The 13,596-nt window shown below is 69.9% G+C and carries 14 protein-coding genes; 6 read left to right on the forward strand and 8 right to left on the reverse strand.

The window, feature by feature from the left end; translation table 11 throughout:
• On the forward strand, positions 1-694 hold a 694-nt coding region (locus tag AOK01_RS31145), incomplete at its 5' end, for a protein tyrosine phosphatase family protein (RefSeq protein ID WP_425424773.1).
• A 176-nt stretch (positions 695-870) separates the two neighbouring features.
• On the opposite strand, the gene AOK01_RS31150 is transcribed toward AOK01_RS31145, so the two are convergent.
• Positions 871-1,134: a DUF397 domain-containing protein gene (locus tag AOK01_RS31150; RefSeq protein WP_055517529.1), complete on the reverse strand. Its 264-nt coding sequence runs from the start codon at positions 1,132-1,134 to the stop codon at positions 871-873.
• On the reverse strand, positions 1,135-1,995 hold the full coding sequence (locus tag AOK01_RS31155; RefSeq protein ID WP_055517543.1) for a helix-turn-helix domain-containing protein: 861 nt from the start codon (positions 1,993-1,995) through the stop codon (positions 1,135-1,137).
• Between the two features lie 187 nt (positions 1,996-2,182).
• Between AOK01_RS31155 and AOK01_RS41850 the strand changes: the two genes are divergently transcribed.
• From AOK01_RS41850 to AOK01_RS31170, 3 genes are all read left to right on the forward strand, one after another.
• Positions 2,183-2,860 carry an ATP-binding protein gene (locus AOK01_RS41850; protein ID WP_359395527.1) on the forward strand — a complete coding sequence of 226 codons (678 nt, stop codon included), beginning with the start codon at positions 2,183-2,185 and terminating at the stop codon, positions 2,858-2,860.
• Complete coding sequence (locus AOK01_RS31165) at positions 2,861-3,340, forward strand: hypothetical protein (RefSeq protein ID WP_055517533.1); 480 nt, start codon at positions 2,861-2,863, stop codon at positions 3,338-3,340.
• Between the two features lie 405 nt (positions 3,341-3,745).
• Positions 3,746-5,626: an ABC transporter ATP-binding protein gene (locus AOK01_RS31170; protein ID WP_245702495.1), complete on the forward strand. Its 1,881-nt coding sequence runs from the start codon at positions 3,746-3,748 to the stop codon at positions 5,624-5,626.
• Positions 5,627-5,648: 22 nt separating this feature from the next.
• On the opposite strand, the gene AOK01_RS43055 is transcribed toward AOK01_RS31170, so the two are convergent.
• From AOK01_RS43055 to AOK01_RS31195, 6 genes are all read right to left on the reverse strand, one after another.
• The gene (locus AOK01_RS43055; protein ID WP_107099971.1) at positions 5,649-5,816 is read right to left on the reverse strand and encodes a hypothetical protein; all 168 of its coding nucleotides are present in this window, start codon (positions 5,814-5,816) and stop codon (positions 5,649-5,651) included.
• Between the two features lie 224 nt (positions 5,817-6,040).
• Positions 6,041-6,736 (reverse strand): DUF899 domain-containing protein, encoded by a 696-nt coding sequence (locus AOK01_RS31175; protein ID WP_055517535.1) that lies wholly within the window; start codon positions 6,734-6,736, stop codon positions 6,041-6,043.
• A gap of 125 nt (positions 6,737-6,861) precedes the next feature.
• The gene (locus AOK01_RS31180; protein ID WP_055517536.1) at positions 6,862-8,280 is read right to left on the reverse strand and encodes an amidohydrolase; all 1,419 of its coding nucleotides are present in this window, start codon (positions 8,278-8,280) and stop codon (positions 6,862-6,864) included.
• Positions 8,281-8,487: 207 nt separating this feature from the next.
• Complete coding sequence (locus AOK01_RS31185) at positions 8,488-10,488, reverse strand: FUSC family protein (protein WP_245702493.1); 2,001 nt, start codon at positions 10,486-10,488, stop codon at positions 8,488-8,490.
• Positions 10,489-11,199: 711 nt separating this feature from the next.
• Positions 11,200-11,931, reverse strand: coding sequence for a DUF7873 family protein (locus AOK01_RS31190; RefSeq protein WP_055517538.1), 732 nt, complete (start codon positions 11,929-11,931; stop codon positions 11,200-11,202).
• A gap of 165 nt (positions 11,932-12,096) precedes the next feature.
• Positions 12,097-12,471: an ATP-binding protein gene (locus AOK01_RS31195; protein WP_245702494.1), complete on the reverse strand. Its 375-nt coding sequence runs from the start codon at positions 12,469-12,471 to the stop codon at positions 12,097-12,099.
• 137 nt (positions 12,472-12,608) lie between these two features.
• On the opposite strand from AOK01_RS31195, the gene AOK01_RS31200 reads away from it, so the two are divergent.
• Positions 12,609-13,481 (forward strand): helix-turn-helix domain-containing protein, encoded by an 873-nt coding sequence (locus AOK01_RS31200; RefSeq protein ID WP_055517540.1) that lies wholly within the window; start codon positions 12,609-12,611, stop codon positions 13,479-13,481.
• On the forward strand, positions 13,478-13,596 hold a 119-nt coding region (locus AOK01_RS41860), incomplete at its 3' end, for a DUF397 domain-containing protein (RefSeq protein WP_157871555.1). The genes AOK01_RS31200 and AOK01_RS41860, both read left to right, overlap by 4 nt.

A 13,596-nucleotide genomic window follows, 5' to 3' on the forward strand; every position in this document is an offset into this window, starting at 1 on the left:
CACCCTGCCCACCGGCCGTCCCCGCGGCCCCCTGCGCCGAACACGCCGAACACTGCTGCGCACACTCGTGGCCCTCGGTCTCTGCTACCTGGCCCTGTGGGCCACCGGTGCGCTGGGCATCGTCGCGCTGTCGTACTGGACACGCGAACAGACTCCGCCGCCGGAGGGGACCCGTTCGGTGCGGGGGATCCACCACTTCCAACCCGTGGATGCCGCCGGGGATCTGTGGCGCGGCGCGGCCCCCTCCCCCGAGGGCTACCGGGAGCTGGCCCGGCTCGGCTTCAGCGCCGTGGTCGACCTGCGGGCCGAGGACCTGTCCGCCGCCCAGCTCGCCGGGCCGCACAAGGCAGGTCTGGATGTCGTACGGCTGCCCGTACGGGACGGGCAGACCCCGACGCCGTACCAGGTACGCCGCTTCCTCGGCGTCGTCGGTACGGCCCCGGGGCCGGTGTTCGTGCACTGCGGGGCGGGTGTGGGTCGTACGGGGGCGATGGCCGCGGCGTACCTCGTGCAGGCCGGGCAGAAGTCCCCGTCGAGTGCGGTCCGCCGCAACCTCGCGGTCGGACCGCCGTCGATCGAGCAGATCTACTACGCGCTGAGCCTCGGCCCGAGCCGGGCCGAGCAGCCGCCGCTACCGGTGGTGGCGGTGAGCCGGCTCGTGGACGCGCCACGGCGCATGTGGTCCTGGTTCTGAAACGGTGTCTGAAGCAGTGTCTGAAGCGGTATTTGCAGCGTTGTCCGAAGCGGTGCAGGCGTTGTTCCCGGCGGCGCCCTGTGCGTTCTGGGCGTGTTGGGCACCCTCATCGCTCACATTGTTCAGATTGTTCACGTTGCTCGTGTCACCGGTGTCGTTCGTGAGGGAAAGCGACCTCAGGAGAGCAGGAAGTCCGCCTCCCCCGCCTTGGCTCCCTCGATGAACGCGGTCATCTCGCCGGGGGTGTAGATGAGAGCGGGACTGTCCGGGTCGGCCGACTGACGAACCGCGATCCGGCCGTCGGAGAGCTTCATGGCCTCCAGGCAGTTGCCACCGTTGCCCCCGCTCCACGGCTTGTGCCAGCCCTCGCTGCCGAGTTCCCTGGCGGGCATGCCGTTGTAGATCCGCGCGAGGCGTATCCGGGACTTGATGCGATCCATTCACAGCTCCTTGCGGAGATCCAGCAGGATCTCCTTCGTGCGATGTGCCGTGGCGGCCTGCGCCGCCATGCGGTCCATGACCTCAAGGTGGGTTGCCACCTCGGTGCGCGCGTCCAGATAGACGGCGCCGGTCAGGTACTCGCTGTAGACCATGTCCGGCAGTTCGGGCATGGCAAAGCGGAACAGCACGAAGGGCCCGTAGGTACCCGCGTGCGGCCCCACCGAGAAGGGGGCGATCTGCAGGGTCACGTTGGGCAGTTTCGTGGCCTCAAGCAGCCTGTCGATCTGGCCGCGCATGACCTCGGGGCCGCCGACCGGGCGGCGGAACGCGGTCTCGTCCATCACGGCCCAGAACCGTGGCGCGCCCTCGCGCGTCAGCAGCTCCTGCCGTTGCATGCGCAGCGCCACATGGCGCTCGATGTCCTCGGGTCTGGTCTGGCCGATGGCGCCGGACTGCATGACGCCACGCGCGTACTCCTCGGTCTGCAGCACTCCGGGGACGAAGTGGGGTTCGTAGGACCGGATGAGGGCGGCCGCGCCCTCCAGGCTCACGTACATCGAGAACCAGCCCGGCAGGATGTCGTGGAACCGCTGCCACCAGCCCGGCTGATTCGCGTCCTCGGCGAGCGTGACGAACGCTTCGGCCTCGGCGTCGGAGACCCCGTACGACTTCAGCAGGAGCTGCAGGTACGGGATCTTGAGCGTGACCTCGGCCATCTCCATACGGCGGACGGTGGCGGCGGTGACACGCAGTATGCGTGCCGCCTCCTCACGCTTGAGTCCCGCGCGTTCGCGCAGGTCCAGCCGGCGCCGCCCGAGGACGACCTGCCCGACCGTCGGCGCGGACCGCGGCTCGCTCACGTCCACCTCCACTTGTGTCCTGACAGCCGGGGCGGCGCCCGTTCAGGCCCCTTGCGAGTACCCAACTGACGCCGCTCCACGTGCTGTTCCGAGCAGTGTGCCATGGCCATACTGCCCGGAACACTGCACTCTGCAAATTTCAGAGTGACACTTGCCAAGTGTTCACGACGGGGAGATAGTGGCAAACGTGATTCCGTCCGCGCCGTTAGGAACAGACGCCGCCGAGGACCGGTCCCGTCTTGGTGCCACTGTTGGGGTACGCCCCGACACGGCAACCGAGCGCCGGTTCCGCTTCGAGCTGGCCGCACATCCGGGTTCTGCAGCACAGGCCCGACACCTGACGCGTGCCCGTCTGACGGGCTGGGCGGTCTGCGAGGACACCTGCGACACGGCAGAGCTCGTCGTCTCCGAACTGGTCACCAACGCCATCGTGCACACGGCGAGCCGCCATGTGGTGTGCGAGCTGCACGACGGCGACGACCTGGTGCGGATAGCAGTCCGTGACGAAGGTTGTGCGCCGGGTGAGCCCCACCCGTCGCCACAGCGTCCGGAGGAGGAGCACGGGAGGGGACTGCTTCTCGTCGCGGCGATGTGTACTGCCTGGGGCGCCCAGGAAACCGGTCCCGGACTTCTGGTCTGGGCGGATCTGCCGCGGTCGGCGAACAACGGCGCCGAACCGCGGTCGGACCTGGGCTGGGGTGCGAGGAGCCGGCCGGCCCCAGCCGGCTCCTCGCCACCATCCGGGACACAGAACGGGTCCGGGCAGCATGGGTCCGGGCACCATGGGTCCGGGCAGAGCGGAACCGGGCGGCACGGAACCGAGCAGTACGCGACCGAGCACACGCGGACCACGGACGGGGGCTGAATGGTTGTGAGGGCTACCTCGGCCGGTGCCGCGTCACGGGTGCGGGGGGTACGGGTGCTGAGTCTGGACACACTGGTCCGCGTCGAGCGGGGCCGGAAGGACCGGACGGCGTCAGCTCCGGGCGCGTCGCGGCGGCTGACCGTGCCGGAGGGCATGCGGGCCCCGCTCGGCTGTGACGCGGTGGCCGTGCCCGCGGAACTCGGCCCGCTGCTGATGCCCCGGCTGCCGCGCGTCGGCTGTGTGTACGCCGACAGCACGCACTGGTGGTGGCTCGTGCCCTCCGACTCCGATGTCGCCCTTGAGTGGCCCGCGCCGGCGCACTACGCCACGGGGGCGCTCGTTCCCGCCTCGCCCAGCGTCCCCGGACTGATCCACACACCGGACGGCACGCTTCCGTACACCCCTCCGATCCCCCTCTACCTGGCGCTGTGCCGGGTGACCGGGACGCCGCCGGCCTGGTCCCGGCCGGTCAGCGCCTGAGCCGTACGTACGTTCGTCGCGGAGACTCCCCCGGCGCCGTAGAGACTCCTCCGGCACCGCAGGCACAAATACGCCAGGTATCCCCGATGCCCCGGTGCGTGGAAGCACGTGTTCCCGGGCAGGGCACGCACGCGGGCCGCAACCGCCCGGGCGTGCTCCGGTTACGCCGTGCCGGAGCGGGCGCGCGCCCTGCCCAACGGCGTCCGGCACCGCGATAGTGGCCGTTCGCCGTTCGTCCACGATCGGGGGAGGTCATCGGTGAGATCTGCGAAGCCGACGGGATCGTCGAATTCCGCCGGCAAGATACCCGGCGCGGACGGGCCCGAGCCCTCCGAGTCCGAGCGGTTGCTGTTCGGTGGCCCCTTGCGTTACGACACGGGCTGGTCGCAGCACTCCAACGCGTTCATGGAGCTGAACCTCCGCGCCATGGTGACGCGGTTGCCCGCACTGCTCGCGTCCAGTTTCCGGCTGGCCTGGCAGGCGGACCGCCAAGCCGCGCGTGTCGTCCTGGCCGCGGAGGTGGGCCGCGGTCTGGCGCAGGCGGTGAGCCTCCTGGCGGTCAACAGCGTCCTGGGGCGCCTGCTGGCGGGCGGCCAGGTCGCGGACCGGCTGCGGGACGCGGTGCCCGCGCTCGTCGCGGTCACCGTGGTACTGCTGCTCGCCGCACTGCTGCGGGCCGCCTCGACGTACGCCACCGGCCGGCTCGAACCGAAGGTGGAGCGCGTCGCGACGGAGCTGTATCTGGAGCGGGCCGCGACCGTCGAACTGTCGGCGATCGAGGACGAGGCCTTCCACAAACTGCTGGACACCGCGCAGTACGGGGCCTCGTCCGCGCGGCGGATGATCGCGATCGCCACGCACGTGGTGAACGCGGGCATCTCACTGATCGCGGCGGCCGGCGTCCTGACCGTGCTGCACCCGGCGCTGCTGCCCCTGCTGGTGACGATGACGCTGCCGAGCGCGTGGAGCGCGCTGACGATAGCGCGCCGCCGGTACGCCTCGTACCACGCCTGGGTGCAACACGCCCGGGCCGGCCGGCTGATCAGCGGCCTGCTCACCGAGCCCGCAGCCGCGCCGGAGATCCGCGTCCACGGCGTCGGCCCGTTCCTGCTACGGCACTTCCGCGCGATGGCGGAGGCCTCCGAGACCGAGCAGACCCGCCTCGCCCGCCTGGAGGCACGGACCGGTCTGATCGCGGCCACCTGGACCGGCCTGGCCACCGTGGCGACGTACGCGACGCTCGGCGGGCTGTTGCTGGCCGGCGCGATGGCACTGTCCGTGGCGGGCACGGCGGTCATCGCGGTCCGTACGGGTTCCGCGAATCTCGACACACTCGTCCTCCAGGTCAACACCCTCCACGAGGAGGCCCTGTTCGTCGGGGATCTGGAACGCCTGCACGTGGAGGCGGCCGAGCGTACGATCCCGGTCGGCGGCGCCGCTCTGCCCGCGGAGCCGCGTGAGATCCGCTTCGAGAACGTCACGTTCACCTATCCGGGCAGCGCGGCCCGGCCCGCTCTGTCGGACCTGACGCTCAGCGTGCCGCTCGGCAAGATCGTGGCGCTCGTCGGGGAGAACGGTTCCGGGAAGACCACCCTGGTCAAGCTGCTGTCGGGCCTGTACGCACCGCAGCGCGGCCGGATCCTGTGGGACGACGTGGACGCGGCGACCACCGACCGGCACCGGCTCGCGGAGCGGATCGCGATGGTGGCGCAGGACTTCAAGCGGTGGCCGTTCACGGCCCGGGTGAACGTCGCGATCGGCCGTACCTCGGCACCGCTCACCGACGAGCGGCTGCACGAGTCCGTCACGGAGGCCGGCGCGGAGGAGGTGGTGGCGGACCTGCCGCGGGGCCTCGACACCCTGCTGGCCCGGATGTTCAGCGGCGGCCACGAGTTGTCGGGCGGCCAGTGGCAGCGGCTGGGCATCGCACGGGCGGCGTACCGGCGGGGCGCGATCCTGGTCGTGGACGAGCCGACGGCGGCTCTCGACGCGCGCGCCGAGCTGGAGGTCTTCGAGAAGATCCGGGCCCTCGCGGGTACCGGTCAGACGGTCATTCTCATCACGCACCGGCTGGCGTCGGTGCGCCACGCCGATCTGGTGCACGTCCTCGACCAGGGCCGGCTCGTGGAGTCCGGCACTCCGGACGAGCTGCTCTCCACGGGTGGCGTCTACGCCGAGCTGTACGGGCTGCAGGCCGAGCAGTTCGCGGTGCGGATCCCGACGGATGTACCGAATGTGCCGAACGTTCCGCATGTGCCGCATGTGCCGGCGCCCAAGGTGGGCTGAGCTTCCCGACGGCCGGCCCTACTCACTCGACGAGGTCCCGTACGACGACCAGGAAGGTGTCCGTCGACAGGTCCATCACGACCTCGGCGTGCTGCCCCTCCAGGCGGCGCGCCTGCGCGAACTCCTCCGCGGGCCACGAACCACGCGGCCCACCGGCGGGAAAGCGCTCCAGTACCGTTCTGCCGTTCAACACTCCGCACCTCCATGTAGCGCTGCTCTCCTCAAGAGCCCTCTCCTCAAGAGCCTGCAAAAAGCTTTGTAGAGCCCTTGAAGAGTTAAACGCTCATCATGGGGTGAAGGTCTCGCGAAGTGACGTTACTGAGACGTAGTCGACACAGGGTCACAACCGACCGTGCGACACCCACCGCGAAACATGACCCTGCAACACCGACCGTGCGACATCTCTCAGGCCTTTCAGTCCTCGTACTCGTCGTGGTAGCGGATGCGCTCGCTGCCCGCGGGCGCGCCCAGCGTGGACGCGCGTCCCTTGGGCTCCTCCCACTCCTCCTGCCTGCCGAGGGCCGTGAGGTCGAGGAAACTCGTGGTGGAGCCGAGTCCGTCGAGTCCGCGCTCGTACGTCGAGTACGTGTGGAAGATCCGCTCCCGGTCCCGCAGGAAGCAGCTCACCCCCGGCCGTTCGAAGAGCTCCCCGTCCTCGTCCCCTTCCAGCGACGCCTGGAAGTCGTGGTTGAAGTCGTTGCAGTACGACGAGTACCAGGGCAGCGTCCACCCCATCCGCGCCTTGAAGGGCAGGAGCTTCGTGTACGGCGCCCTGGAGACCACCGCGAACTCTGTGCCTCGCGCGCGCAGATGCGCGAGGTGCCCGATCTGGTCGACGAACGCCGAGCAGCTGCGACAGCCCGCGTCCCACTCGGGCGCGAACATGAAGTGGTAGACGACGAGTTGGTGCCGCCCTTCGAAGAGGTCCAGCAACGTCGCCTTGCCGTCGCCGCCCTCGAAGACGTACTCCTTGTCGATCTCGACCATGGGCAGCCGTCGCCGGTCGGCGTTGAGCGCGTCCCGGGCCCGGGTGGCGGCCTTCTCTCCGACCAGCAGTTCTTCGCGCGCGGCACGCCATTCCTCGCGCGACACGATCCGCGGAAGCGTCATGGGTACTCCTTCGATGCGGTGCCTTCGCAGGGGTGGACCGAGGGAGGAAGCGGAACTCATCGGTGGGCGGAGAATTTTTCTCAGGTGTCGTAGCTGTCTTAGCCGTCTTGGCCGTCTTAGCTGTCTTAGCTGTCGTAGTCCTGGATGCGCTTGCCGTGGCTCCGGTCGATCAGGGCGGGCATGCGCTCGTTCATCTCCTGTACGACCGCCGGGACATCGAGGGTCAGGAGTTCGCGGTCGCGCATCAGGATCCGGCCGTCGACGATCGTCGTGCGTACGTCGCCGGCGCGGGCGCTGTGGACGAGGGTGGCCGCGAGGTCGTGCACGGGCTGGGTGTGCGGTCCTGTCAGGTCGACCAGGATGATGTCGGCCCTGCGTCCCGGCGCGAGGCTGCCGATCCGCTCGCCGAGCCCGACCGCGCGGGCGCTCTGCAGTGTCGCGTGATGCAGGGCCTGCCGTGAGGTCAGCCGGCGTGGGTCGGCCTCGGTGAACTTCTGCACCAGCGCGGTGAGCGCCATGGACTCCCATACGTCCAGGGAGTTGTTGGAGGCGGCCCCGTCCGTGGCGAGTCCCACGGGGATGCCGAGTTCGCGCAGGGCCCGTACCGGAGTGGTCGTGGGCCAGGCGAACTTGAGGTAGCCGCGGGGCGCGCTCGCCACGGCGATCCGGCCGGTCGCGCGGGCGAGGACGGGCAGGTCGCGCTCCATGATGCCGGTGCCGTGCGCGATGAGCAGGTCGGTGTCGAGGAGTCCCGCGCCGGCCAGGACCTCGATCGGTGTACGGCCGTGGCGGGCAAGGCTGGTCTCGGCCTGGTCGCGGTTCTCGGCGGCGTGGATGTGCACGGGCAGGCCGTGTTCGCGGGCGAGCCGGGCGGTCGCGGCGAGGTCGGCGTCGTCCACGGTGTAGGGCGCGTGCGGGGCGAGCGAGGTGGTGATACGGCCGTCGGCGGTGTCGCGGTGCCGGAGGGCGAAGTCGAGCGACCGCTCACGGCCCTCGGCGCCCTGGGAGGAGAAGAAGGCCTGCCCGAGGTTGGCGCGCATGCCGCTCTCGGCGATCACGGCGGCGACGGTGTCCATCGAGAAGTAGTGGTCGGCGAAGCAGGTGACACCGCCGCGGATCATCTCGGCGCAGGCCAGCCGCGCCCCCAACTCCACGTCCTTCTCCTGGAGGTTGGACTCGATGGGCCAGACGACGTCGTTGAACCACTGCTCGATGGGCAGGTCCTCCGCGATGCCGCGCAGGGTGACCATCGGGGCGTGGGTGTGGCAGTTGACGAGGCCGGGCATCGCGACCTGGCCACGGGCGTCGATGCGCTCGACGGCGGGGAGGCCTACCGGCGACGGTCGCGACGGTCCGGTGGTGACCGACTCGATACGACCACCGCGTACGACGATGGTGGCGTCCTCGACGAACCCGATCCGCTCGTACCCGTCCCCGTACCCCTCTCCGTACCCACTCCCCTGCTCGTACGCGCGCTCCTGCCCGTGCTCGTCGTGCACGAGGGCGGTGCACCCGGTGATGACGAGGTCGGCGGCGTAGGTCATCCCGCCACGGTACGGCGGGATCGTGCCGCCGGGTGGGTACGGCGGCTGATGGACACGGCGAACACTGCGGCTTTCCGAGCCTCCGACGGCGCGGACACGCTGACCGGGCAGGTCCTGGTGGTCGACGGCGGATCAACAATGCGTTGGGAGATGCCCTGAGAGATGCACTGGGAGATGCGCTGAGAACCGCATCCTCGGCCCACCCCTTCACGACCGATGCCGCGAGGAGCGGACGCCCGGGGAGGCCGCGAGCCCGGCGCGCTCCCGGCGGTCCACGAGTTCGTCGAGGAGTGTGGCGAGGCGCTCGGTGTGCCGCGGGGTCAGCTGTCCCGTGTCGTCGAGATGCACGGCGCAGGCGGTGGTGGTGTCCACGAGGCGTTCGAGAGTGGCCGCGACCTCGTCGGTGCCCGCCGTGTGGCGGGCCAGGGTGGGGAGTTCGGCGGCGGAGCGGTCGATCGCGGCGCGGGCCTCGGCCAGCGTCCGGTATGCCTCACGGCGCAGCGCCCAGCGTGCGGCCCGGTCGTCGGCGGCGCTCAGCACGTGCGAGAGATAGGCGTGCGCGGCATCGGTGGCAAGGACCACCCTGGCCCGTACGTTCCCGCCGCGCTGTCCCGGCGCCGGAAGGTGCCCGACGACCAGCACGATCGCGCAGGCCGCGAGTGTCTCGCCGATGCGGCCCCAGGATGCCTGCGGTTCACCGCCGACCATGACGAGGGCGAGCACGAGGACGGTGACGACGGCCGTCTGGGCGGCGAAGTGCCGGGTGGCTACGGGGATGAGGGCCGCGCTGATCGCCACGAGCGCTACGAGCCCTTCGGGGCGGGGCAGTACGGCCGCGAACCCGGCGAAGACGAGGGCGCCCAGGACGGTGCCGGCCGCCCGGTTCAGTACGCGTGAGACGAGCGGACCGAGATCCGGCTTGACGAGGAACACGGCGGTCGCGGGCAGCCAGTACCAGTGCACGTGGTGCAGTGCCTGGGCGACGGCGACGCTGACGCCGTAGCAGAGGGCCACGCGGAAGCCGTACTCGCGTCCGCCGCTGCCGGTGACGGTGCGCAGGAGTGCCTTGGCGCGCGGGGGCCGTAGGTGCAGACGCGTGCGCACGGTCTGCTCGGCGCCGCGGCCGAGCGGATGCCTGCCGGGGTCACCGTGGAGAGCCGAGCCGCCTCGGCCGCCCTCGGCCCCGCCGCCCTCGGCCCCGCCGCGGTCGGCCCCGCCGCGGTCGAAGGATTCGGCGGCGTGCAGCAGCGCGTCGTCGAGGGCCCGTAGTCCGGGGACGGTCCGGGCGGGCGCGGGCAGCGGTCCGCAGGGCGCCCCGGTCCGCACGGCGTCGGCGAGCCGCCGCGGCCCCTCCCCCGTACGGGCAGGCAGGGCTTCCCCGGCCCAGGCCAGCGCGGTCGCGGCCTCGGCGAGCGGCAGCGCGGCGGCGTACTGCGCCCGCAGCCGCCGCTCGGCCGCGGAACTGGCGTACCGGCGCAGCCGTGGCCCTGCGAGTGCGTCCTGGGCGTGATCGAGTGCGGCGGTGAGCGCGGCCCGGCGGGCCCCGGCCCGCTCCCCGCCCACCGCGGCGAGCAGTTCGGCGATGGCGTCGTACACGTCGGCGACGGCTGCCCGCTCCCCGTCGAAGCGGAAGTCACCGGCCAGCATCCGCGCCCCGGGAGTGGGCAGCGCGAGCCGCAGCACGATCAGCCAGCCGGCGCCGGCGAGGAAGAACAGGGCGCGCTGCCACCCGGGATCGGGCAACGGCATCCCGGCCCCGATGGCGGCGGCGACGAGCAACTGAGTGCCGGCCCCGGACGCCACGGGCCCCACCGCGCTGACGGCCCCGGCGAGCAGCCCGAGCCCGGTGAGTATCAAGGTGAGCGGTACGGCTCCGAGACCGTCTCCCGCGTATGTACCGACGGCGAGCCCGGCGGCCCCCGCGAGGCCGGGCACTCCGATCCGGTGCACGGCGACACGTCGGCTCCCCGGCCGGTCGTTGATCCCGGCGAACATGGCTCCGAGGGCGGCCACGACACCGAGGGACTCCCGCCCCACAAGGAGGGCCACGACGAGCAACGGCCCGGCGGCGAGCACTCCACGCAACACGGCGTTCCACGGGACCGGCCCCCGTTGCGCACGCAGGGCGTGGGTGAGCCAGGGCGGCAGAACGGTGGAGCCGACAGAGACGGCAGACGGCGGGGACACGGCGGAGAGCGGTCGCGGCACGGGCACAGGGCTCCTGTCGGACGAGGGCGTTTGCGGGTGGCATGCCTTCGGGCGACGTCGGCCTGGGCGGTGTATCTACGGTTGGACCGTCTCTACATCTCTGCGTCTCTGCGTCTCTGTGGTAGGTCGTCTCTACGATAGATCGCGGTCGTGGAGAAAAGCGGACGCAGGCGTTTCCACAGTGTGACGATTCCAGGGAAGACCGGCTTCTTTATGAACGCAATCACGAGCGCGAGCACGACACGGCGCTTGAAAAGGCTTGTAAAGGCTTGAAAAGGAGCGGGCCCGAGGGCGTAGCCGGCCCCCGGACCCTGTGATGCCACCCATGCGGCACGCCGGCACGCTTGAGAACCCAGGTCAGTATGATGTCGCCGCGTCCTGCCTTTGGACCACCGCACATCGAGCTGTGCGGGCCGGACTTGAACCGGCATTTCGACGCCCGGAGCCTGGGTCCGGTCGATCCGGCGATCGGTGGCGAATGCTGAGTCTGGAGCAATAGTCTGAGATTGAGCGCGGTCTGCCTCTGCCAGTTGGGCTACCGCGGCGCGAAGACACCTAGTACGAGCAGTACGAGCAGTACAGGTGTCGATCTGGTGCCGCGAGGAGGACTCGAACCTCCACTGGAACCGCGCAGTCACGACAAGCTTCAGGTTCAGCTTGCGCTCCTCGCGCACCCCGGCCTCATGAATGATGACCGGGGAGTTCATGAGGCTACCCGAACAGGTAGCCGAACACAGCGTCCCCGACATGCTCGTCGGTGACGTCCGCGCTGTTCGCCTCTTCCCTGGCGAACTTGACGGCCTGCTGCAGCTTCTCGACCCGGTCGAGCAGCTCGTTGACGCGCCGCGCGGGCAGGGCGCCGGAGAACTTCACGGTCGTCCAGTACCCGACCGGGATGTCCTCGTAGTACACCTCGACCTGCGCGGGATGCTTGTCGGTGGCCTCGGCCTTGACGTGGTTCCTCGGCACCTTCTTCGTCCGCAGCGTCCGTACCGGCTCGGTCTTCCACGCGTCGGTCGACGGGTCCTGGACCCACGACTCGGAGGCGTCGAGCACGGGCAGCTTCCGTACGAAGGTGTTGAGATCGGTGAGCTGCTTCTCAAGGAACAGCAGGTAGGACACCGGAACATCGGCGACGAGCACCCGCCCGTCGACCTTGACGTCCGCGCGGGCCGTGCAGTTGGCCCAGTCCTTGGTGGCGGTCACGTCCAACAGCCGGGTCAGCGTGGCAGCGGTGTCCCGCAGCACGTTCTCGGTCTGCACCTGCACCCGGGTCGACTCGGGCGGCAACTGCTCGCCCTCTTCGTCCTTGGGCTGATACGTACGCGAGATTCCGGCCAGCAGGGCCGGCTTCTGCAACCCGTGATGGGCAGCCGTCAGGTCCTGATGGGACTTGGACTTGACGCCCTTCTCTACCGCGATGATCTGATTGAGTTTCGCCACGTCGGTGACGGTAGCAGTGCCAACGGGTTGTTTTCGAAGGGTTATTCGGCGACCGTACATGCGACAGGACGGCAATCCCGGCCGTCGCGGCCCAGCACGTCAGAGTCGACCGTCCGGAACGGGTCGACGCCCGGCACGGCGCGAGGAGAGCGCCGAGGCGGTGTCCTAGAAGGCGGGCCGGGTGTCCGGAGCCGGCGCGCCACCGTCCCGTACGGTCAACGGCTCGGTCGCGGGCACCCGTAGAGCCGGGCCTTCATCCAGCCCCAGCACGATCGCGGGCCCACCCGTCGCGAACTGCTCACTGCGCACACTGCGGACTGCCCGCCACTCGCCCCACGCGCGCACGGACTGTCCCTGCCGAACCATCACCGCGGCGACCTTCCTCGCGACGGGTTCGGCCAGGAGGTCCGGCGCCTTCAGCTCGACCCACACGGTCTTCCCGATTCCGCCCTCGCGCTCATCCACACCCCACCGGTGAGCCAGCGCCTCCACGAGCAACAGCCCGCGCCCACCGGTCTCCTCCTCACCCGGCGCCGACACTTAGTTGCCGAGCCGCCACGTGCAGCGTTCCGCAACAATATGAATCGGCGCAATTTTGCACGGCACTATGACGCTTGATTCACTCTTTTAGGTAATCGTCGAGCCCAGCAGGTCGAACCTCTGATAGGCAATTGCACATGCCTACCGTCAAACCATCCACCGTGCTCGGGCGCCAACTCGGCGATGAACTCCGCAGGTTCCGCGAGGAGGCAGGTGTGTCCATGGCGGAAGCCGCCGAGGCCCTCGACTGCACCAAGGGGAAGATCAGCCGATTGGAGAACGGGCACGTGCCCGTCCGCACACCCGACCTGGCAGCACTCATGCACGCCTACCGGGTGCAGGATCCAGAGACACGCGACCGTCTCGGCGCCATAGCTCTGCGGGCCAATCGGCGGCGCCGCGAAGGATGGTGGCATCAGTACGGCTCGGTCCTCGGGGACTCGTATCGGGACCAAATCGAGCTCGAAGCCATCTGCGACAGCGTCCGGACCTACGAAGTGCAGCTGATTCCCGGGCTTCTCCAGACAGCGGAGTACGGCCGCGCGGTGACGGTCGCTTCGCGCGCCTGGCGGACAGCCGAGGAGATCGACCAATTCGTCCAGGTGCGACTCGCCAGGCAGCAACGCCTCACGGGCGACGAGCCGATGGAACTCTGGGCGGTGCTGGCGGAAGGCGTTCTCAGGCAGCACGTCGGCGGCCCCTCGGTGATGCACGCACAACTGGAGCAACTGGCCGCGATGGCCGAGCGGCCCAACATCACCGTCCAGGTATTGCCGTTCTCGCGCGGCGCGCACTCGGGTATGTTCGGCCCGTACCTGCTACTGAGCTTTCCCCAGGTGACGTCGCTCGACCTCGTGCTGACGGAGACCCCAACCGGCAACATCTGGATGGAACGTGAGCCGGAAGTCGCTTACTACCGCGGCCTCTTCGACGACGCTCGCACCACGGCACTGCCACCGACGGAATCACTCGCGTTGATCCGCCGCATCGCCAAGGAGTATCGAGCATGAAGTCCAGCCCTCACATACCCCCCGCTCTCACGGGAGCGGCATGGCGCGCCAGCAGCTACAGCGGCGGCCAAGGCAACTGCGTCGAAACAGCCACCAACCTCCCCACCCACACCCC

The organism is Streptomyces aurantiacus (assembly GCF_001418335.1).
In the GTDB taxonomy this organism is placed as follows: Bacteria; Actinomycetota; Actinomycetes; order Streptomycetales; family Streptomycetaceae; genus Streptomyces; species Streptomyces aurantiacus.